Annotated in this window: 26 protein-coding genes; 6 read left to right on the top strand and 20 right to left on the bottom strand. The window is 50.6% G+C overall.

The annotated features are described in order from the left end of the window. Position 1 precedes the first annotated feature (1 nt). From ACVKSX_RS14255 to flgB, 7 genes are read right to left on the bottom strand one after another with little or no spacing between them, the layout of a single operon-like run. Positions 2–715 carry a flagellar basal body L-ring protein FlgH gene (locus ACVKSX_RS14255; protein WP_132499858.1) on the bottom strand — a complete coding sequence of 238 codons (714 nt, stop codon included), beginning with the start codon at positions 713–715 and terminating at the stop codon, positions 2–4. Between the two features lie 51 nt (positions 716–766). After that, the gene (gene flgG, locus ACVKSX_RS14250) at positions 767–1,549 is read right to left on the bottom strand and encodes a flagellar basal-body rod protein FlgG (protein ID WP_132499857.1); all 783 of its coding nucleotides are present in this window, start codon (positions 1,547–1,549) and stop codon (positions 767–769) included. A 20-nt stretch (positions 1,550–1,569) separates the two neighbouring features. Further along, positions 1,570–2,307 carry a flagellar basal body rod protein FlgF gene (locus ACVKSX_RS14245; RefSeq protein ID WP_132499856.1) on the bottom strand — a complete coding sequence of 246 codons (738 nt, stop codon included), beginning with the start codon at positions 2,305–2,307 and terminating at the stop codon, positions 1,570–1,572. A gap of 9 nt (positions 2,308–2,316) precedes the next feature. Further along, positions 2,317–3,525 (bottom strand): flagellar hook protein FlgE, encoded by a 1,209-nt coding sequence (flgE, locus tag ACVKSX_RS14240; RefSeq protein WP_163762644.1) that lies wholly within the window; start codon positions 3,523–3,525, stop codon positions 2,317–2,319. Positions 3,526–3,553: 28 nt separating this feature from the next. Beyond that, on the bottom strand, positions 3,554–4,237 hold the full coding sequence (locus tag ACVKSX_RS14235; protein ID WP_132499854.1) for a flagellar hook assembly protein FlgD: 684 nt from the start codon (positions 4,235–4,237) through the stop codon (positions 3,554–3,556). Between the two features lie 11 nt (positions 4,238–4,248). Continuing rightward, positions 4,249–4,650 (bottom strand): flagellar basal body rod protein FlgC, encoded by a 402-nt coding sequence (gene flgC, locus ACVKSX_RS14230; protein WP_132499853.1) that lies wholly within the window; start codon positions 4,648–4,650, stop codon positions 4,249–4,251. Positions 4,651–4,656: 6 nt separating this feature from the next. Continuing rightward, entirely contained in the window at positions 4,657–5,067 is a 411-nt protein-coding gene (gene flgB / locus ACVKSX_RS14225) for a flagellar basal body rod protein FlgB (RefSeq protein WP_163762643.1), read from the bottom strand. A 318-nt stretch (positions 5,068–5,385) separates the two neighbouring features. Here flgB and flgA point away from each other — a divergent pair, with 318 nt between their 5' ends. The 3 genes from flgA to ACVKSX_RS14210 all read left to right on the top strand — a co-directional run bounded on the left by flgA (position 5,386) and on the right by ACVKSX_RS14210 (position 6,862). Beyond that, positions 5,386–6,021 carry a flagellar basal body P-ring formation chaperone FlgA gene (flgA, locus tag ACVKSX_RS14220; RefSeq protein WP_238697674.1) on the top strand — a complete coding sequence of 212 codons (636 nt, stop codon included), beginning with the start codon at positions 5,386–5,388 and terminating at the stop codon, positions 6,019–6,021. 74 nt (positions 6,022–6,095) lie between these two features. Then, positions 6,096–6,398, top strand: coding sequence for a flagellar biosynthesis anti-sigma factor FlgM (gene flgM, locus ACVKSX_RS14215; RefSeq protein WP_132499850.1), 303 nt, complete (start codon positions 6,096–6,098; stop codon positions 6,396–6,398). A 20-nt stretch (positions 6,399–6,418) separates the two neighbouring features. After that, entirely contained in the window at positions 6,419–6,862 is a 444-nt protein-coding gene (locus ACVKSX_RS14210; RefSeq protein ID WP_132499849.1) for a flagella synthesis protein FlgN, read from the top strand. Between the two features lie 77 nt (positions 6,863–6,939). Here the strand turns inward: ACVKSX_RS14210 and ACVKSX_RS14205 are convergent, their stop codons facing one another. From ACVKSX_RS14205 to fliD, 3 genes are read right to left on the bottom strand one after another with little or no spacing between them, the layout of a single operon-like run. Next, positions 6,940–7,260: a flagellar protein FliT gene (locus ACVKSX_RS14205; protein ID WP_163762641.1), complete on the bottom strand. Its 321-nt coding sequence runs from the start codon at positions 7,258–7,260 to the stop codon at positions 6,940–6,942. Beyond that, entirely contained in the window at positions 7,250–7,660 is a 411-nt protein-coding gene (gene fliS, locus ACVKSX_RS14200; RefSeq protein WP_132499847.1) for a flagellar export chaperone FliS, read from the bottom strand. The genes ACVKSX_RS14205 and fliS overlap by 11 nt, the downstream gene beginning before the upstream one ends. Positions 7,661–7,703: 43 nt before the next feature. Continuing rightward, complete coding sequence (gene fliD / locus ACVKSX_RS14195; RefSeq protein ID WP_163762640.1) at positions 7,704–9,215, bottom strand: flagellar filament capping protein FliD; 1,512 nt, start codon at positions 9,213–9,215, stop codon at positions 7,704–7,706. 291 nt (positions 9,216–9,506) lie between these two features. On the opposite strand from fliD, the gene ACVKSX_RS14190 reads away from it, so the two are divergent. Beyond that, positions 9,507–11,057 (top strand): flagellin N-terminal helical domain-containing protein, encoded by a 1,551-nt coding sequence (locus ACVKSX_RS14190; RefSeq protein WP_163762639.1) that lies wholly within the window; start codon positions 9,507–9,509, stop codon positions 11,055–11,057. A 658-nt stretch (positions 11,058–11,715) separates the two neighbouring features. Here ACVKSX_RS14190 and ACVKSX_RS14185 read toward each other — a convergent pair. Continuing rightward, a complete protein-coding gene (locus tag ACVKSX_RS14185; RefSeq protein WP_163762638.1) occupies positions 11,716–12,897 on the bottom strand; it encodes a hypothetical protein in 1,182 nt (393 codons plus the stop codon). 921 nt (positions 12,898–13,818) lie between these two features. Between ACVKSX_RS14185 and ACVKSX_RS14180 the strand changes: the two genes are divergently transcribed. Then, a complete protein-coding gene (locus tag ACVKSX_RS14180) occupies positions 13,819–14,628 on the top strand; it encodes a winged helix-turn-helix domain-containing protein (RefSeq protein ID WP_163762637.1) in 810 nt (269 codons plus the stop codon). Next, on the top strand, positions 14,594–15,118 hold the full coding sequence (locus ACVKSX_RS14175) for a hypothetical protein (RefSeq protein ID WP_163762636.1): 525 nt from the start codon (positions 14,594–14,596) through the stop codon (positions 15,116–15,118). The genes ACVKSX_RS14180 and ACVKSX_RS14175 overlap by 35 nt, the downstream gene beginning before the upstream one ends. A gap of 13 nt (positions 15,119–15,131) precedes the next feature. On the opposite strand, the gene fliR is transcribed toward ACVKSX_RS14175, so the two are convergent. The 9 genes from fliR to fliJ all read right to left on the bottom strand — a co-directional run bounded on the left by fliR (position 15,132) and on the right by fliJ (position 20,941). Next, positions 15,132–15,911: a flagellar biosynthetic protein FliR gene (fliR, locus tag ACVKSX_RS14170; protein WP_163762635.1), complete on the bottom strand. Its 780-nt coding sequence runs from the start codon at positions 15,909–15,911 to the stop codon at positions 15,132–15,134. After that, positions 15,911–16,180 carry a flagellar biosynthesis protein FliQ gene (fliQ, locus tag ACVKSX_RS14165; protein WP_163762634.1) on the bottom strand — a complete coding sequence of 90 codons (270 nt, stop codon included), beginning with the start codon at positions 16,178–16,180 and terminating at the stop codon, positions 15,911–15,913. The genes fliR and fliQ overlap by 1 nt, the downstream gene beginning before the upstream one ends. Before the next feature lie 10 nt (positions 16,181–16,190). Then, complete coding sequence (gene fliP, locus ACVKSX_RS14160) at positions 16,191–16,937, bottom strand: flagellar type III secretion system pore protein FliP (protein WP_163762633.1); 747 nt, start codon at positions 16,935–16,937, stop codon at positions 16,191–16,193. Continuing rightward, positions 16,937–17,263, bottom strand: a complete 327-nt coding sequence (gene fliO, locus ACVKSX_RS14155) for a flagellar biosynthetic protein FliO (RefSeq protein WP_161973551.1) — start codon at positions 17,261–17,263, stop codon at positions 16,937–16,939. Before fliO ends, fliP begins: the two co-directional genes overlap by 1 nt. Positions 17,264–17,339: 76 nt before the next feature. After that, complete coding sequence (fliN, locus tag ACVKSX_RS14150) at positions 17,340–17,720, bottom strand: flagellar motor switch protein FliN (RefSeq protein ID WP_132499837.1); 381 nt, start codon at positions 17,718–17,720, stop codon at positions 17,340–17,342. Between the two features lie 6 nt (positions 17,721–17,726). Continuing rightward, positions 17,727–18,719 (bottom strand): flagellar motor switch protein FliM, encoded by a 993-nt coding sequence (fliM, locus tag ACVKSX_RS14145; protein WP_132499836.1) that lies wholly within the window; start codon positions 18,717–18,719, stop codon positions 17,727–17,729. Positions 18,720–18,724: 5 nt separating this feature from the next. Then, complete coding sequence (locus ACVKSX_RS14140; RefSeq protein ID WP_132499835.1) at positions 18,725–19,222, bottom strand: flagellar basal body-associated FliL family protein; 498 nt, start codon at positions 19,220–19,222, stop codon at positions 18,725–18,727. A gap of 127 nt (positions 19,223–19,349) precedes the next feature. Next, positions 19,350–20,495: a flagellar hook-length control protein FliK gene (locus ACVKSX_RS14135; protein ID WP_163762632.1), complete on the bottom strand. Its 1,146-nt coding sequence runs from the start codon at positions 20,493–20,495 to the stop codon at positions 19,350–19,352. Further along, a complete protein-coding gene (gene fliJ, locus ACVKSX_RS14130; protein WP_132499834.1) occupies positions 20,492–20,941 on the bottom strand; it encodes a flagellar export protein FliJ in 450 nt (149 codons plus the stop codon). The genes ACVKSX_RS14135 and fliJ overlap by 4 nt, the downstream gene beginning before the upstream one ends.

The raw sequence follows: 20,941 nt of genomic DNA, 5'->3' as shown, positions 1-20,941 counted from the left end.
ATCAGAATGGAGAAAGATTAAGGAACAGGCGCTGTAACCAGCCCATATTTTGTGCTTCGTTTATATAGCCATTGCCGATATATTCGATCCGGGCATCCGCCACCTGCGTTGAGGAAACCGTATTACTGCCGCTGATTGTGCGTGGATTAACCACACCTGAAAAACGGATAAACTCTGTTCCCTGATTGATGGCTATCTGTTTTTCACCCACTACCCGCAGGTTGCCATTGGGCAGCAGCTGACTGACAGATACGGTGATCGTGCCGGTAAATGTATTCCGGGCTGCCGCGCCGCCTTTGCCTGAAAAGTCATTTTTACCGCTGGCTTCAAACGGCCCGATGCTTTCACCCAGCAGATTTTTCAGGCGGGGTGGCAGTGCCGTTACGCCCAAATCGGCGGAACCATTACGGTTAGCGCTGGCAGAGGAGCTTTTGCTTGCGCTCACATTCTCCTGCAGCAGGATGGTGAGTGTGTCACCCACATTGCGCGGCCGGCGATCTTCAAACAGCGGCTGATAGCCATAGTTCATAGCCTGACCGGCCTGAAATAAAGATCCATGACTCGCAGCCAGTGCCATCGGTAAAGGTTCAGCTGAGGTTGGCCCGTCGACCAGCGGTTTCTGCATAATATGCGCACAGCCACTCAGCAGCACTGGGGCTGCCAGCAACGCAAGACGCTGGCTAATACGGGTTAAGTACACTGATTTTCTTTTCATTTAATTATCACTGAATTGTCCGGCCTGCAGTCAGGCCGGACCATGAGGTCATTACAACTGTGAGAGGCGTTGCAGCATCTGGTCGGATGCTGAGACCGCTTTACTGTTAATTTCGTAGGCACGCTGAACCTGGATCATACTGACCAGCTCTTCAGCCACATTGACGTTGGACGTCTCGATATAGCTTTGTTTAAGCGTGCCGGCATCCTCCATCCCGGGGTTGAGCTCATTTGGCGCACCAGAGGACTGCGTTTCCCGATAAAGGTTTCCGCCCACGCTTTCCAGCCCAGCTTCGTTAACGAAAGTTGCAAGCGTCAGCTGCCCTATTTGCTGAGGCTGGGCCTGTCCTGCCATGGTTACACTGACGATACCGTCTGCGCTTATCTGCAGGTCTTTGGCATCAGGCGGAATAACAATACCGGGCTGTACAGGATGGCCTTCGGCGTTAACCAGCTGACCATTTTCATTTTTGTCAAAATGTCCGTCACGGGTATAAGCCGTGCTGCCGTCAGGCAGCTGAACCTGAAAAAAGCCTTTACCTTCAATAGCAACATCTGTTTCGTTGCCAGTCTGATTAAAGCCACCCTGCGTGTGGATCCGCTGTGTGGACACCGGGCGAACTCCGGTGCCGAGCTGCAGTCCGCTTGGCAGCGTGGTCTGTTCAGACGCCTGCGCACCAGGCTGGCGCATGGTCTGATAAAGCAGGTCCTGGAACACCGCACGCTGGCGCTTAAAACCATTGGTATTGACGTTTGCCAGGTTATTTGAGATGACGTCCATGTTGGTCTGCTGCGCTTCCAGACCGGTTTTGGCAATCCATAAAGAACGGATCATGATGTAACTCCTGGTGAGGCTCAGCTCACGCTTAGCAACTGATTAGCTTTCTGATCGTTTTCGTCGGCGGTACGAATCACTTTCATGTTCATTTCAAACCCTCGGGAGCTTGCAATCATTTCGGTCATGGCCTTCACGGGACTGACGTTGCTGCCTTCAAGCGATTCAGTTTCAAGCCGAAGGCCATTCGCACGCGCCAGGGGATTGCCGTCTAACGAATAGAAAAGCCCGTCATCACCGTGTCGCAACGCATTCATCGGTGTGCTGACCATTTTCAGACGCCCAACCGGTGTGACAGCGGCTGGGTCGTCTCCTGCTCCCAGAGCGGAAATCGTGCCATCCGGGGCGATGGTAAGGTTTGCCTGTGGGGGTGCCACAAGTGGCCCGCCCTCTCCCATCAGCGGCTGGCCAGCCACGAAAAGCGCACCCTGACTGTCAGACTCAATCGCACCGTTGCGGGTATAAGCCTCTGACCCGTCAGGCTTCATGACGGCAAGCCATCCATCCTGCGGCATCGCGACATCAAGGCTGCGCCCGGTACGCATAACGGGACCCGGAGTAGCGTCATGTCCGGGCGTGGACTCCACCACCAGCGTGCGCGTCTGCATCGTATCGCCTTCAACCGGGGCTGCACGAAACGCTGACAGCTGTGCACGAAACCCTGTAGTTGAACTATTGGCGAGATTGCCGGCTGTCACAGCCTGACGATTAAGCGCTCCGCTGGCTGCACTCATGGCGGTGTAAATAACGTGATCCATGACCTGTCCTTACCGCATGTTAACCAGCGTCTGGAGGAGTTCAGACTGTGTTTTGATGGTCTGTGAATTTGACTGGTAGTTACGCTGATAAACAATCATGTTTACCATCTCCTGCCCTAAATCCACGTTTGACTGCTCAAGGGCTCCACCTGAGATGGCACCAAAACTGCCTGATCCAGACAGACCAAGATAAGGCTGCCCTGACTGTGGCGTTTCGCTCCAGACGTTATTGCCTTCAGCAGCAAGGCCGCCGCTATTGGCAAAATCAGCCAGTACAATCTGCGCTACCGTCTGTCGCTGACCGTTACTGTAGGTCGCAATAACTTCACCGCTGTCACCAATAGAGAAGCTCTGGTATTTACCGGCAGACTGGCCATCAATTTTGTCAAGTTTGACCTGATTCTCTCCGCTGAATTTGGTCATACCGGATAAATCGAGATTTACGCTCAGGGCCGCTGAGCCATTCAGGGAATTACCTGTAATATTTATCGTGCCGTTACCAGTGAGGTTGCCGTTTTGATCAAAGGTAAGCGCAAGATCTGAGAATCCATTACCGCTTGTACCCGGTGAGGTTTCGTCAATAGCATGAACTTTCCAGTCGCCCGCTGTCTCCTGGGCAAAATAAAGTTTAAGTGTGTGCTTATTTCCCAGGCTGTCATAAGCCTCTACCTGACTTGTGTAGTTATAAGTATCCTCCTTCGCCGGATCGAATATGGCACCGACAATTTTCTTATCACTGGCATCAAGATTTCCTGCGATTTTGCCAGTCGTTGATGCAGCGGGTGGCATATCACCAGAGGGCACCTGGATGGGGCCTACCGGTGAGCCAGGCTGAATAGCCGGCGGAGTACCTGTGGCCTGATAGCCGGTCAGAAACAGGCCGTTTGTTTTATTAATGATGTTGCCGCTGGCATCCAGATCGAATTGACCGTTGCGGCCATAAAGGACGCTGCCACCTTCATTTACCATACGAAAGAAGCCTTTGCCGCTGATGCCCATATCGAGGTTACGGTTAGTGGTCACCAGACCACCCTCGGCAAAGTTCTGATTTACGCCTGCGACCTGAACGCCGAGTCCGCTGGTGCCTGCAAAAATATCGGCAAATGCAATTGAGCCACTTTTAAAACCATATGTCTGGGAGTTGGCAATATTGTTGCCCACGACATCCAGCGCTTTTGATGCAGCATTCAGGCCACTGAGGCCCTGTGAAAAACTCATAATCTGATCCCAAAAAGTATGTTTACGACTATTTCTGAATAACTACCACATCGGCCATGCCGACCGGGTCATGATCCTGTAAGTGGAGGACTGCTCCGTTTGCGGTCATGGTCACGCCTTCAACCTGCCGCTGGATAAGTCCTGAAATTTCCGGCTTATCGCCACCTGAATTACTGGCCTCAAAAGAGAGACTGTAAGTGGTGTCAGGGGCGGGAACGGCAGGCTTGAAGTTTGTCAGGTCTTCGAAGCTGAACGTCTGAACGCCTGTGTTCACATTTTTCAGTTCCGCGGTATACGCGTTCCCCTCATTGTCGGTGAGCGTAACCGTCACCGTTTCGGCCTCCCCGCCCAGCAGGAAGCTAAAGCTTTCCGACCCGGCGCTGTCACCGCGGGGGGACGGCGTGGGGGTAATTTCGGGATCGCCTTCAATCAGAACGTGGCGACCGACCCATGAGGCGGCACTCATACTGCCAAGCTGTGCCATCATGGCCTGCACGCCCGTCATGGATGTGTTGAGCTTCTCCACACCTGCTGCGGTATTAAACTGCGCCAGCTGTGCGGTGAGCTGGTTGTTATCCATAGGGTTGGTGGGGTCCTGGTTCTGCATCTGTGCAACGAGCAGCTTCATAAAGCTGTCTGACAAATCAGCAGCGCTGTTACCCGTTCCATAGCCACTATCTGTGCTGCGGGTACTGTTGAGAGGAGCAACCATGTACTTTGTCCTTATTGTCCGAGCATTAACGTTTTCTGCATCAGTGATTTGGCCGAGCTCATCACTTCCACATTGGCCTGATAACTGCGTGAAGCTGAGATGGTATTGACCATTTCGCTGACCACATTGACGTTTGGCATTCGTACATACCCCTGTTCATCTGCAAGCGGGTGGCCGGGTTCATAGAGCAGGCGGGCGGGCTCTGCGCTTTCAACGACTTCAGTGACTTTTACACCCCCTGTTCCTTCGGGGCCGGTATCAGCTTCAAATACCACCTGACGGGCACGATAAGGTTCACCGTCAGGGCCGGCCACACTGTCAGCGTTGGCCATATTGCTTGCGCTGACGTTAAGCCGCCTTGACTGGGCGGCCATGGCCGAGCCTGAAATATCGAATATGTTTAATAACGACATGATTAGTTACCCCTGGCTCAGTACTGACATCATTTTTTTTATATCCGCACCCATAAATGTCAGGCCTGACTGATATTTCATGGCATTGTCAGCGAAGCTTACCCGCTCCTGATCCATATCAACCGTATTGCCGTCAGCACTGGATTGATCCGGTATACGGTACAACAGGTCCGGGTCATCAAATGGCATTGCGTTGCCCGCAAGATGCCTGTCAGATGTCGCGTTCATTGTCACCGGTGATTTCACTGCCGTATTATTCATCGCATTTTTCAGCTGTTCAGAAAAATCAATATCGCGGGCCAGATAACCTGGCGTATCTGCATTAGCAATATTCGAAGCCAGTACGTCCTGACGACTTGAAAGCAGGTTTAACGCCTGCTGCTGAAAACGAAAAGCTTCATCGAGCTTATTTATCATTTACTGAGACTCCTGCCTGTCAGTATTGAAACCGCAATAGTGTAGACAGCACTGATGAAATATCACACTGCAAAGAGCTGACAGAAATAAGCGCAATTGCAGACTTAATAATTTTCCATAAATATTCTTACCGGTGAATCAGCTAATAGCTGACAAAGATGATGGCATTAAAAGCAATCAACTGCTTGATGATGTGAGTATAATTTAGCCAGACACCAGAACTACGTTTTTTAATATCAGAGGGAATTTATGCGGCTAATTTACCGCGTGTTGCCCGGGTTGCTTACGCTTGTTTTCTCAGCAGGTGCTCAGGCAAGCATGCCCGTTAATAATATCAGCGAAACTACGCTGACAATCCGGCTGAATGCGCTGCTGGCTAGCCCGGGGGTGTTATCAGACGATGTGGTGCGCACGGTTTCTTTGCATGCCACCCCGGAACAGATTGCAATGCTCTGTGCCTCGCCAGAGCTCAGTATCAAGGGAAATGATAAGCGGCTTACCGGCAGGCGCACAGTGCTTGCCCGGTGTGGTAAGCGTCATGTTTATCTGCCAGCTGAGATCCATGCTAACGGAACTTACTGGAAAGCAAGCCGGGATCTTCCCGGAGGTCAGGTAATACAGCGCAGTGATATTGAACCGGATACAGGATCACTGGATGGTCAACCAGCAGGGCTGACATTTATGCCTGAGCAGGTTGTTGGCCAGCGGCTGACGCGTGCTGTCAGTGCAGGAACACCAGTTCTGCTGAATTATCTTCGAAAGCAGTGGAAGCTTCGCGCCGGCCAGCAGGTTGAAGTTGTGACATCGGGACAGGGATTTCGCATCCGCAGTCAGGGACGTGCACTGAGCAATGCAGCAGTCGATGAAAAAGTGAAAATAAAGACTTCCGCAGGACGCACGGTAAGCGGAACGGTTGATAAGGACGGACGGGTTTTAGTTTTACTGCAGGAATAATTTTAGTTTTTTCCGGAAACTCCGATTAGAACAGTATACGCATCTGGACGAGGCCCTAACCGGCGAGGATCACTATGAGCATTGACAGCAGCAGCCTGCATCTGGCAGGCATAACCACTCAGGCCACTGGCCATGACGTTCGTACCCGCGCTGCTGGCCAGCATGAGAACGTTGCCGGTCAGCCCAAAGCGACACACACGGACAAGAGCGACGTCACTCTGAGCAGACTGACGAAAATGATACAGTCTGATGACAGTCAGGACATTGACTATGCTCGTGTTGCCAGAATCCGTACAGCTCTGCAGGCAGATGAGTTGCCTGTTGAGCCTGAGAAAATCGCGAATGCCCTGCTCAGGGACATTTTTCAGTTTCAATAACAGCAAGGCTTCATCAGGATATGAACAAGTTGTACCCGATACTGACCCAGATTAAAACGTCTCTGGAAGAACTGGAAGCCATACTGCTTGAAGAAGTCAGCCAGCTCGGCAGAGCCTGCATCAATCCTGTTTCTCTGCAGGTACTGACCGACAGCAAGAGTAAGCTTCTTTCTGCAATCCAATACTATGACGAATTACGGCGTCAGCAGGAACAGCTTTCCACTGTTGCGGCCCCCTATTCCGGGCAGGTGAAACTGTTTCACTGCTGGCAGCAGATAAATGAGAAAGTAAAAAGCACTAAAGAGCTGAATAATAAGGTTGAGTCGTTATTACAAGACCATATGCAGAAAAGTGCTCACCGCAAAAAAGTGGTTGAGCATGTGGATAACACCGCCACGCTGTATGGTTCTGCGGGTGAGTCCGCACTCGGCTTTACCGGTCACAGATATAATATAAGTATTTAGCCCCTCTCCTTCGTTATCATGTAGCATTTAACCCGCCACAAGGCGGGTTTTTTTCTGTCATCCATCGGCCCAGTACATCAAAAGTCACTGTAGGCGCGCGCTGTATTGCGGGATTTTTGCAGGGAAGTCACCGCGTAAGTGAGTTGATCAAGACGGTTTCGGGTATGGCTGATAACAGCGTCATGCTGCGCCTGCAGGCGCAGCATGACAGGCTTTATCTGTGCCTGTGCATCAGGATCATTGAGAGAAAAACAGACATTACAGAGTGCCTGAAGTCTGAGCATGTATTGCGGCATCAGTTCGCCAAAATTCACCCAGTCTTCTGCTGTGGCAAATGCCAGCAGCTCAGTGCTGCTGGCAAGAAGGTCTTCCGTCTGAAGCAGGGCATTATGGGGCATAATTCACCTGTCTGCGCTGCGGATTAATGCTTTTCCATGTATCTGCCATCTCGCTCAAAAGATTAATGAGGTGCGGCAGTTCTTCGGCCGATTTATTGAGGTTTGCCAGGAGCAGGCTGCGTGAGATGTATTCATAAAGCATCTCGAGCCTTTCTGAAATTTCGCCGCCCGCTTCGTGATCGAGCGCTGCGCGCAGGCCGCTGTCGATGATAGCGATAGCGCGGGAAATCATTTCCCCGCGCCGGGCGACATCGCCGGTCCGGAAGTAAATTTCAGCACGTCGCATGGCATTAATCGCACCATCATACAAAAGTGTAATCAGCTGGTGTGGGGTGGCTCCGGCAATTTCACTGTCCAGAGATACGGCTGAGTAAGCATTTTTGCCTGTATTACAATACATGACTCCATCCTGCGGGCAGCCCTGCTGCCCGGTATTAAGTTAATTACATGATGCCTGCGAGTGCAGACTGAAGCGAACTGCTGAGGTTATTCATCTGTCCGATGGCCTGGTCAAGGCGCTGGAATTCATTGCGGCTGCGGTCAAGGCTCTGTTCAATGCGCTTTTCCATGCTGGCAATCTGTTTCGCCACACGGCTTTCCTGCTCTTTGAGTCCTTTGATAGAGTCGGCAATGGCACCATCTGTTTTAACGGTCCCCTCTTTATCTCCGAGATAGTCTTTAAACAGCGCGTCCATGCCTGCCTTGATGCCACCTTTGCCTTCGGTACCAAGAAAGAGGGCTTCGGCTTCTTCAGGGTGGTCCTTCAGGGCGGCATCAAGTTTTTTACTGTCAATTTTAAGCTTGCCGGTTACAGCGCCCCCGTCTTTGCTGTCCTCAAAACTGACCTCAATACCAAGCCTGCCAAGCGTCTGGAACATATCACTTGCTTCACTGTAGTCTTTTCCGATGACCGATTTCATCTGACTGGTGAGGCGCCGCAGGATACCGTCACCGAGCAGAGCACCGTTGGCATCGCTGGGCTGTGAAAGCTCTTCTCCGGAGGTTTTAACCGGCTCTACATAATTTGTGGCGCTCGCTGCTGCCGAAAGATAGCTGTTATACGCACTGACAAAACTTTCAATCAGGCCTTTGACTTTGGACGTGTCCGCGGTAACAGAAAGGGTTTCAGCCTTGTAAAAATCCGGATTATCTTTATCGCCTGTCGTGGAATCCGGGTCTTTTGCAGAAACTTCGCGCAGTTCCAGGGTAATACCCGGTATAGCATCTGAAATTGTGTTACCGGAGCGCTCAATTTTCTGGCCATCCAGCCAAAAAATCGCATTGTCAGGCGCAGTGACCTGACCTGCTTTGTTGTTGTCTGGGGGGTTTTTATTACCCGGCTCATATTCCAGTGCACTTTTCAGGGTTGCGTCGCCCTGGACATCGACCGTGATTTTACCGTCATCACCGGTTTTTTTTGAAGACAGAACTAACTGATGCTGATTGTTTCCGACAGCAACAACAGATGCAGAAACGTTGCCATTTTTGCCGTTGATTTTTTTGGCAATATCATCGAGCGACGACTCATCCGCAGGCAATTCTACCTTCATTTCCTTACCATCACCGGTTTTGATGGTCATGGTAGAAGATGCCTTCGCCAGGTCATCCTCTCTGTTATCCTGATAAGACGAACCTACTTTATGGGATTTTGCGAGCTGCTTGATCACCATGGAATAGCTGTTGGGTACAGCACCTTTCTGCGCGGTGGCTTTGAAAGTTGTATTAGTACCCACACTCACGCCGTTAAAGCCTTCGTCCTGAAGCTTTTCAAGGTTGGTTTTAATGGTATCAAGCGAGCCTGAGATTTTGCCCCACGTAGAGACCTGACCGGTATATTTCTGCTGCTTTTGCAGATAGGGATTGAGCTTCTGGCTCTCAGCTTTTTGCAGCTGCGCAATCATCGTCTCAAAATCAATTCCGGAGCCACCAATACCTGGAACGGGAAAAGATGCCATGTTTTACGCCTCTTATTTTATGCTGGATTTCATAAGTTCTATCGGAGGATAGAGAAATAACTGTAATCTTTTTGATACTCAGCAGATAACAATCACACCCAAACATTGTCCCCCTCACTTAAAATCCGCAATCGGCCGAAATGCGCACAATAATTACGGCATTCTGCGCAACTGAAAAATTACCAAAAAAAATATTTCAGAGTTTTTTTTTCGTCCCGATGAATTAAGTATGCGCAACACACAACGCATATTTCAGACATAACCTTTTATATCATTCATAAGGATACTGATATGGCCCAGGTCATTAATACCAACTCACTGAGCCTGATGGCTCAGAACAACCTGAACAAATCCCAGACCTCACTGGGAACCGCTATCCAGCGCCTGTCTTCTGGTCTTCGTATTAACAGTGCAAAAGATGATGCGGCGGGTCTGGCCATTGCTAACCGCTTCACCTCGTCTATTCGTGGTCTGACTCAGGCTGCACGTAACGCCAACGACGGTATTTCTCTGGCTCAGACTACTGAAGGTGCACTGGAAGAGGTGACTGAAAACCTGCAGCGTATCCGTGAACTGACCGTCCAGGCTAAAAACGGCACCAACTCTTCTGATGACCGTTCATCCATCAAAAAAGAAATTTCAGAGCGCCTGAACGAAATCACGCGCATCGCTGAAAGCACTAAATTCAACGGTGTAAGCGTACTGGATGGTTCAAAATCTGAGCTGAACATTCAGATTGGTGATAAGGGTGATGATACCATCGCCATTGAGCTTAAAGAGATGACCCTTGAAGGCCTGAAGATCGATGGTTTTGAATCACAATATAATCAGCTTCAGTCACTGTTTACTGCCCCAAAAGCAGACGCACCTACTGTTACCGGGCAAGGCGACACGACTGCAATTACTGGTATGACTAAGGGTACTTTAACTGGTACTACAGACGCTACTGATTGGAATCTTAACCAAGCTTCCGATAAACAAGCTGTTTATGATCAACTCCAGAAAATTGACACCACTCTTTCAGCAAGTGGTGATGTTGAACTTAGCTATACAGGCACTGCAGGTGCCGCTGACTTTAAAATTTACGCACGTAATACAAAAAACGACGCAGTTTACGAAGTTTCAGGCGTAGAATTTAAGGATAATGCAACTACTACCACAGACGCTGAAATTGACGCAAATTCTACTCTAAAATTCGAGAAACTTAGTGCAGTCGACGCTGATATTATTATTAATGATAAAGCAGCAACAACCCCTGACCTTAACAATATGAGCCTGTTGGCATACGGTACGGAGGTTGCTGACAAGACTACTGGTACCAACGTTAAAATTGACCCTTTCAGTATCGGTAAAGAATTGTTTAAGGCTGACATTGACAAGGCTAATAACACCGTTATTTTCCAAGATAAAGCAAGCGGTGACTTATATGCCGTTACGCATAAAAATGGCGAATACGAAGTTCAGACGTTTGAAATTGATAACGGTGTGGCGACGACGACTGGTCAGGCTGATATTCAGACAACAAACGTTTTAGGAAGGGCAGTCCTGTCAGCAGCATCAGGCGCGGCTGACCCACTCATTGATACGCTGGATGGTGCCCTGGCAGGCGTAACTGATTTCCAGGCTGATCTGGGTGCAAAACAGAACCGCCTGAGCTCAATCATTGCCAACCTGAACACCACGGTAATCAATACAACCGAAGCCCGTTCACGTATTCTGGATGCGGACTTCTCTGTTGAGGTATCGTCAATGAGCCGTGCCAATATCCTGCAACAGGCTGGTGTTTCTGTTCTCGCCCAGGCAAACCAGGTACCGCAGAACGTACTCAGCCTGCTGCGTTAATCTCCTTCTGCACCTCAATTGTTAAGGTGCACGTCAGTGCACCTTTGCCCCCGCCGCCGGGGGCTTTTTTTATGCATATACCCTTCTTTGCGCAATTATTTCCTGCGGTTTCCGCCTGCTCCGTCGATACGGGGACCTCTCAGTATTTGTTCCGGTAAGGCTACCTGCAGGGATGACTTTGCCTGCATAAGGTGTAAGGCTCTGCTGACCGGGCTGGGATTATGTGCAGCTCAGTAAGCCTGCGTGCGTCAGCGTGCCCCACCGCTTCGTCATATCTTCAGATAACTTTTCCCGGATGTAGCTGCTTATACTTAGCGTTTTCAGATGGACACAGCGCGACTAAGTGCAGGTTTCAACTTGTCAGGCTGAGAGAGTTGAGGCAGCCGAGGCTGAAAAGAACATGGTGCCCATACGAATAAAAAATCCGACGCTGTTTCAGCGTCTGCACTTATATGAGCCGGATACAGTGCCTGCTGCTGATGTGCGCACGGGTCATTAAATTCAGAATCCTGCCCTCATCAGTTTACAGCCGTGCCAGCAACCCGAATAACGTACCGGAGGTCTGACGGACATGGGTACAGTGGGAAAAAGGACACGCCCGGCGATATCAGATAATGCCGGGCGAAATCGGGAGTGTATGCAGGCGGAAGGTCAGCAGCTACAGGCGAATGCCATGCTTTAGCCGCTTGTTCAGGACACCAAGTTCTTCACACAGCTGTGCGTTACTGCGATATTCTGGTGGCAGATTACCGGACTCCATCAGGCTCGGGTTTGTGAAGATACCGGGTATTTCTCCTGCTGACCGGGCGCAGCACTGCGCCAGAGCTTTTGCTTCGCGGGCAAATGCGTTGTCACTACTGTGTAACGCACAGGTGTAAGCCCGGCTTAAAAGGGGCACCAGCATGCCACAGACATCAACAATGCGCCGCGCGGCTTCGCTCAGTTCCGACACCGTGCACACCACGGCCATACAGCTGTCCGCGAGCATGGCTGTAAGATTGGCATCCTGTCCGGGCATTCTGTTCAACTGCTCATTAAGCCAGCCAATCTGCTGAGCAGCCCCACTAATCACCTGTATATGTTCCGATATTTCGCGGAAAATAGCAGGTATACCAGCACTTACCGCGCGGGAACCAGCCTCACTTTCAAGTATCAAAGCAGGAAGCTCTCTCTGCATCACCGGGATATGCTGCAGCAGGTCGCGCAGCAGTTGAAGCGTGCAGGCAAGCGTCATCGTAACAAGCGGCCATGACTCATAAATGATCTTAGCTGTATTCTCATTGAGACACCGGTCAGGCATATCAATGGCCAGCAGCCAGGGTCTGTTTATGACAGGCTGCACAACAAGAATATGTTCTCCGCTTGCTGTTCTGAATATGGCCTGCCTTCGGCCTTCCGTCTTTCGGGCAAGCAATGATTTCAGCGGATCAGCCATAGGAAGATCGGGAGCGCTCAGCAACTTTAAATTATTTACTCCCGCCGGCTCGGCCACTACCTGACCGCTTTCATCTACAAGCCAGAAACGCCCTCCCACGCGCTGTCCCAGCGTTCTCATCACAGCACTGAAGAGCGCATACTCCTGGCTGGCGTCGGTACAGAGTCCTCCTTTACCTGCTGATCCGGGATTAACGGCATAGCTTTTCATCATTACTATTTCCTCGACCACGGTTCGCTGCTGCGCCTCAACCCGGTCAAGCTGCGTCCGGAGGCTGGAAGTCATTTCACTGACCTGTCTGCGGGTGCGCTCGCCATATGTTTTCAGTACCACTGGCATGACGGAAGTCTGAAATATTATGAATAAAATAATTAAAGAAATGACAAGTATGATTGTAAGTGACATTTGATGTTCCCTGTAAAGGCACACGCGCAATACGCTGTACTGGAGGGATATTTTATTATGCAGCCCCTTCAATCCTCTCATGAAAGTTGCCTGTCAAACGACCAATAACCACGCATTTATGCTCCATCCGCCCGGGATATGACCGAAAATGAACATCACCGTATTTCTGAACTTCCTGCAGGTTAGAGAGTCGGTCACGCACGTTTTATAAAAGTCTGACAGCATTCCCGGCCGTAAGAACTAAAAAGCCCGGGCATGTGCATGATTACTCATGAAGCGGGGGCTCACTGTGTATTAACCTGCATGTGCGGTCTTTTGCTTAACATCACTGACTGTAACGCCACGGGATCGGGATAAATTTTCTGCATCCCGGACTTGAATCACTCTGAAAGTGCTTTTTTTTCTCAGCATTACGCGCATTGGCAGGCGCACGCTGCGCTTATTCATGTTTTATAATATTAATTAACCTGGTACAGATTAAGCCCCACCCCATATGCCATAGCTGTTAAAAACACGATGATTTCATGCTCAATGTGTGTCCGGACAGATACGGCCCGAATATGCCTTGAAAAGAGGATTGGGTCCGGCACGTTCAAATCCCGGAAAAACAGCGAGATAGTGGAACAAAAACCCTTTCAGAGAGTCGTTTATCTGTTTCATGGCAGGTGTACAAAACTGCCACACTCAATTAATATCGATGCATTAAAGCATTTTCCTCCCTGCGCCACGGCTGCGGGCAGGAAATAAAGTGTTAATAACATTAATAGTGATGGGGTTTTACTTAAGAAGTGGTTGATTTAAAAAGCTGTAAATATAAATATCTCTTTCATATCATCAGATTCAGATGAAACCGGTGAGATGCGTTGTGGAAGCAAATCTGCCGCAAATCATGAATCTCAGAATTATAAGAATCAATAATATATGGATAACAAAATTGCGCTCGGAGCGAATGCAACGCTGGACCTGCAGACGCGTTCGCTCACACGAACTCATGATGGCTACTCCGTTAGTCTGCCAGCCAGTGCCTGTATGTGTCTCAGGGCAATGGTGGAAGCGCAGGGAGAAGTATTGTCACAGGAGCAGCTGATGGATATTGGCTGGCGGCGCGCAGGCGTCGAGGTAACGGAAAACAGCGTGCGGGTTATGATAAATAAACTCCGGCGCGCGCTTAACATTATGGAGCTTCAGGATACTGTCACCCTGCTTGCCGTCACGCGAAGCGGTTACAGGCTTATTATACGAGAACAGGGCATTAACCCGGAACCGGCAGCCCAGTCTGCTTCAGCTGAAAGTTATCCGGGTATTCATAATGACCGACAACGCGCAGCGCCAGTTAAACAGTCCGCAGCCAGGCCTTCTCCAGCCCGTTTTGTAAAGTTATTTTTACTGGGCGGGCTTACGGGTCTCATCATTGCATTGATTCTGACTGCCCTTCTGCGTGTTGATATTCCTGCAATCAATTTTGTGGACTGGCAGGGGCCGGGTATACCTCAGGGTACGCAGGTGCGTGTGCCTTCTGGTAAAACCGATCAACAGGAACTTATTCAGGCGACACTCAGTACCTATACAAACCATGTGCTCATCAGGCGGCCTGGTGAGAAGCCTGCATCCATACTTTATATTACACTCGGCGCGGGCAGGTTGAGTAAATATCAGGGTTTAATCGCCTGTCACAGGCCTGTAGAGGAACCGAAAAATGGCTGTGAGTCATTCTACTTTCGCATTCGTTAATCTGAAAGCCGCAATGGTATTTGTGCTGGGTGCTTTTATGGCACTTGGTGTAATGTTATTAAAAGAATGGTACGCGAGCCCGCTACGGGAAGGCTGCGCCATGCCCATCTCTTATTATGATCTGCGGGATGATGAAGTCACTCTCACCCGCGGAATTTACCGGAATTATCGGGACGGACTAAGCCGCGGGCATGTGACCTATGAAGGCAACATCACGCAATTTCAGGGAGACAAGCGCGTTGCGCCGCCCGAGCCCGTAAACCGTGAAGTGCGTTATGATGCCTCGATTGCCGGCAACACAATCAGTATGACCGTCACAGGCCATAACCGCCGCCTTGGTGATAAAAGCTCGGATGCTAACGTCACTGATTATGTTTTCCCGCTGATAAAGCCTGGAGAAAAAGGTACGTCCTGGCTTTATCTTCTTGAAGGCAAAGCGCTCGCTACAGGTACCGAAACCGTTCCCAGAATGGTGTGCGCAGGCTGGTAACGGGCACTCAACATCAGTTCAGAGCCTTTAGAATGTTGTAAGCTGCACTGAAAATGCGGGCGATGAGGTGCTCAGTGAATACAGGCATCGATGGGGCAATCAGATAAAGCGCCATCATGCCTGCTGTCAGCGTCAGCGGAAAGCCTATAACAAAAATAGACAGCTGTGGAGCCAGGCGGTTAAGCAACCCGAGAGTTATATTGATGCAGAGCAAAAGTGCGATCACCGGCATGCCAAGCATCAGGCCCTGGCTGAATATCAGCCCTGCGTGACCGGCCAGCTTCATCATTCCGGCACTCATCAGCGGAGCACTGCTGACAGGAAGGATAGTAAACGACTCCGCAAGCAGACTCAGTATCCATAGATGCCCGTTAAAAGTCAGGAACAGCAGAGTCAGCAGAAGATTGAGAATTCGTGAAATGACAGGACTGTTGCCGGTGCCCGGATCGTAGAAATTGGCAAAAGAAAGCCCCATTTGCATGCCAATTATTTCACCTGAAAGTCGCACGGCGCTGAAGATAAACTGCAGTGTAAGACCCAATGCCGCGCCTGTGATTGCCTCCCTGAATAAAATCCAGCCCCCCTCAGCAGACATCAGAACGGCCTGAGACTCTGGGATAACCGGAGCCAGCAGCAGTGTTATCAGGAATCCAAGCGCTGTGCGAAGCCGGCGACTGACCGCTTTGTCTCCGAAGACGGGAGCAACATGCAAAAGCACGGCAATCCGGCAAAGAATAAACAGATAGTGTGCGGAGTGTGCATAAATATCCGGCAGAGAAAGTCCGAATGCCATCAGCCAATCACATAAGGTATGTTGATAATCAGGCCGCGTGCATATTCAATAAAAATTTTCATCATCCACGGTCCCAGCAGCACAGCCGTCCCGACAATAACCAGTATTTTCGGGATAAACGTCATGGTCATCTCATTTATTTGTGTTGCGGCCTGAAGAATGCTGATAATCAGCCCGACCGCCAGCGCCACCAGCAGCAGTGGGGCCGAAATCAGCAGGCCAACTTTGATGGCCTGCATTCCCATGGCCATTACACTTTCCGGGGTCACGGCTTTCTCCTTAACTGTAGAAACTCTGGGCAAGCGAACCCATCATAAGTTGCCAGCCATCGACCAGAACAAAAAGCATGAGCTTAAACGGCAATGCAATGGTGGCAGGCGGCACCATCATCATCCCGAGTGCCATAAGAATGCTTGCCACCACAAGATCGATGATCAGAAAAGGAATGAATACGGTAAACCCTATCTGAAATGCCGTTTTCAGCTCACTGGTCACAAATGCCGGTACCAGAATACTCAGGGGAACGGCTTCCGGACCGGCGAAATCACCGGCTTTTGCAATACGCGCAAACATCGCAAGGTCGCTTTCCCGCGTCTGGTCCAGCATAAATCCCCGCAAGGGCTTCACGCCTTCTTCAAGGGCCGTTTCCATGGTGATGGCATTTTTCTGCAGCGGCTGCCAGGCGTTATCATATATCTTGGTGAAAACCGGAGACATGACATAAAAAGTCAGAAACAGCGCAAGGCCCACCAGCACCTGATTCGGCGGTGCGGTTGGAGTCCCCAGCGCGCTGCGCAGCAGTCCTAACACGATGATAATACGAGTAAAGCCGGTCATCATCAGCAGCGCACCGGGAATGAATGTCAGTCCGCTTAACATCACCAGCGTCTGAAGAGGCAGTGACCAGTTCTGTGTGCCGTCTGAACGGGCCAGAACAATGTCACTGTTTGCCGCCAGTGCGTCCCGGACAGGCAGAAAAAACAGTGTACCCAGCAGCACAGTCGATAAGAGCGTACGTATGTGCATTATTTCTTCTCTCCGGAACAGCGCTGTCTGATAGCTTCCAGAACACCGGAGAAGGAGGCCGTCTCCGCTGCGGCATCTTCTGTCGTAGCAGGCTTATCTTCTGCGTCCAGACAGGTTATCTGGCCGGCTGTGATCCCTAAAAGTAAGCGGCGGCCCGAAGTTTCCACCATTACCAGACGCTCCCGCCCCCCCAGAGAGCGGGTTGACACGACATGAATACTACCGGCCTGACGAGCTGACCGGGGCATCATTCCTGAGCGTCGCCAGGCCCAGATCAGTGCCAGCACAACAAGCAGCACCAGTACAAGAAACCCGGTGAGGGTCATCAGGAGCGTATCCGCGGGGACAGCCCCACTTCCGATGGGCGACGAAATTGTATGAGCAGCGTTTTTCATAATGTTTTTACCGGCTCAGCCGGTGCATGCGTTCAGAGGGAGTAATAATGTCGGTGATGCGGACACCAAATTTATCCGAAACCACAACGACTTCGCCCTGTGCGATGAGATAACCGTTAATCAGAATGTCCAGCGGCTCGCCGGCCAGACCGTCGAGCGCAACCACGGATCCCTGACTGAGACGCAGAAGTTCTTTGATTGTCATTTTGGTGCGTCCCAGCTCTACTGTCATTCTGACCGGGATATCCAGAATCAGATTGAGCTCTTCGGGGAAATTCTTCATTCCGCTGAAGTCACTGCTTCCTGCAGTCTGTTGTGTCATTGCGTCTCCCCAGGACGGCTCGGTAGCCGTAACATCGGCATCTGAAGAGGTATACATGTCGCTCATAGGAAATTATTCCTTGTTTAATGATGATAATGCAGTCTGAACCATGCGTTCGACTCTAAGCGCGTACTGGTTGTTTACCTGGCCGTAACTGGCTGTAAACACCGGAACTCCGCCGGCACAGGCTTCGATAAACTCCTGTTTTTCCAGCGGGATAACGTCCCCTTTCTTCAGACGCATCACGTCTGAAAGCCGGGTTTCCACATCCGAAAACCGTGCTACCAGCTCCAGTTCAGTTTCCCGCATCTGGCTGGCCAGCATGCTTCGCCAGTTTGAATCTTCATAACGTGAGTTATCCATGGGTGGATTACTCAGCAGCTCACGCAGTGGTTCAATGGTGCTGAACGGAATACAGATATTAAATTCACCGCGGTGTGAACCGATTTCGACGGAAAAAGGAGTAGTTACCACCACATCATTTTGTGATGATGTAATATTCGTGAACTTCACCTGAATTTCTGACCGGATATATTCGGTTTTGATTTTAAAAATGGAGCTCCAGGCTAATTCATACGCTTCACACGCCATGTTAAGCATGCGGTGAATAACCCGCTGCTCTGTAGGCGTGAATTCCCGCCCGTCTGCTTTTGTCGGGAAACGCCCGTCTCCGCCAAACAGATTATCCACGGCCATAAACACAAGTCCTGAAGAAAAGGCCATCAGGCAGGTTCCGCGTAGCGGATTGAGGTGCAGCAGGTTGAGGTTCGTTGGCACCGGCAGATTTCGCGCAAATTCATGGTATGGCTGAATAGTGATGTTCCCTGCAGTGATATCTGCACTACGACGAAGCAGGTTAAAGAGCCCCATACGAAACTGACGGGCAAAACGCTCGTTGATAATTTCCAGCGAGTGAAGACGCTCACGTATTACCCGACGCTGCGTGTGCGGGTTGTAAGGTTTTACTTCATTGTCTGCCGGGTGACCTGATGAAGAATCACCGGCTTCAGCGTCTGTATTCAGCAGACGGTCGATCTCATCCTGGGACAAAAAACTATCGGACATTGTATTCACCGCAGAATAAATTCATTAATCAAAATTTCAACCGGCTGGATAGCACTTCCCGTCACTACCGGCCTGCTTAGCTCATCTTTGATCCGCTGAATCAGTTTAAGCTTGCCTTCATCGGTGGAAAGCTCTTCATAAGTCAGCTGAGTAAACAGCATCAGCATACGGCTGCGGTATATAGGCAGGTATTTCTCCAGCCTGCTGGCAGACTGCTCATCAGCAACCTGCACGGAAAAACCCACGTAAAGAACGCGCTCTGATTCCTCAGCCGTGGGCTTCAGGCTGACTGTGAACGTGTTCATGGGAAAATAGTGAGGCACATCTTCACTGATTATTTTCACAGTCGTTTCCGCTGGTGCCAAATCGGTTGTTTTAGCCTTCATTTCCCAGACCAGATAACCTGCAAAAGCGCAGGCCGTTGCAGAAAACAGTACCAGCAGAACAGATGCCCACGAACGTCCGCCAGATTTGTTTGTTCCGTTTTTTTTGTCAGTACTCATTGAGAAACCCGATTAAGTTGCGCGGTGACAGTACTGTCTGCCCCCGATAATTGCGGCACAGTGTAATGCATGTATAGCGCTGCATAATTAGGCAATGAAATTTCATTACTGACGGCAATTCGCTATATTATGCAAAGGTATTGATCCCATACTCTTGCGCGGAAGAAGCGTCCGCCAAAGCTGAGACAATAATTTCCTCTTCAGCGACGTTTTGCTGCGGGTTCTTGCCCGGCTCCTGATTTGCGTGTTTCTGCTGATGTGTACCGTCTTCGTTGAAGGGATTATCTGCACTGACGCTGGTCTGTCCCAGCTGAATACCTGATTCAGCCATCGCGCTGCGCAACTGAGGCATAGCATGCTCCATTGCCTGGCGAACATGTGCATGTTCGCTGACAATGTGCAGGTGTGCCTGCTCTCCACTGAGCTTCAGTGTTATCTGGAGCGCGCCAAGATCCTCAGGATGCAGACATATACTGGCGTGCTGAATGCCTTCGCGACAGAATAGTGCTATATGCTGGCTTACTGACTGCTTCCATTCCGGGGAATCAGGAGCATGGGATACGATGACGGACTGACTCAGGCCGGAGGCAGACAGCGTGCGTTGGGTAGCGGCGAGCGGCGAGCCTGCCTGAACGGACAGCGTTGCAGAATTACTGATCTCCTGATCTGAAAGCGTCTGTGTAATACCGTTCCGGGTGCCCGCGTCAGAAAATACGGCGTCGGCTATGCCTGTCATATCAGGGAATCCGGGAAGGTGTTTTTCTGTGCCGGACTGAGGTGACACAAGATTATCTGCACTTACCGGAACAGCCTGCTGCGAAAAGCGTGCAGGCGGCGTTTTGTTCACCAGTTGCTGGAGCATCCAGTGGGGATCTGACATGTTTTCCTGGATATCAGGTGTGCCTGCTGAAGGCAGAGTATAGCCAGTGTGTGCAGACTGTACTGTGCTGGCAGACAGGTCCGGATTATTGTCAGGGCTGGCAGACCACTCTGCTTCAGGTACCGCAGGCAGCTGCACAGAAGGCACCATACAGGCTATTTCTGAAGAGCAGGCGTTTTCAGGAAAAACGTCGAGCGCATCCTCCTCCTCATCGGGCAAGTCCCTGTTTCCTGCAACACGCTGCCCTTTACCGATATTTTCTGCCTGTACCGGAATAAAAGCGTCTGTCAGCCGGTGAACAAGGGCAAGGGAGAACAGACCGGCAGAGTCCGCATTCCGGACCAAGGCTTTATTCTGTCCGGCTGGTATGAGCATGTTTATATCAATTTTCATCGTTGTTCTCTTTTTCGAGCGGCGCGCTGCGCAAATTCGTCCATGAGCTTCTGATCCTGCCTGTTCTGTCGCATCATCTCTGCCGCTTCGCGGCGTACAATAAGAGTTTCGAAGGCGTTAAGACGCTGTTTATCTTTAACCCATAGCTGTCTGGCCTGTATGACTGCCTCTGCGCAGTGGTTTACGTGTTTTTCCTGCTGCTTGACGACCTGCCCAAGCGACAGGATAAATGCCTGCTGATTAATCAGATCAGCTACACACATCCCCTTATCTGTCATTCCCTGCCGGAGTGCCTGCTGATATTCCTGTTCGTAATGCTGCAGTTGCTGCTGCTGTGCCACTGCGCTCTGCCATGTCTGCTGAACGTCTCCAAGCCGGCGCATAGTTTCTGACAGGGTTTCCTCTGCCCGGCGACGCAGCAACTGCATAGGATTGATTGATTTCAT

Source organism: Pantoea sp. PvP021 (assembly GCF_054056055.1).
Note: the sequence above shows the minus strand (reverse complement) of the source record. Positions and strands in the feature narration are given on the sequence as shown.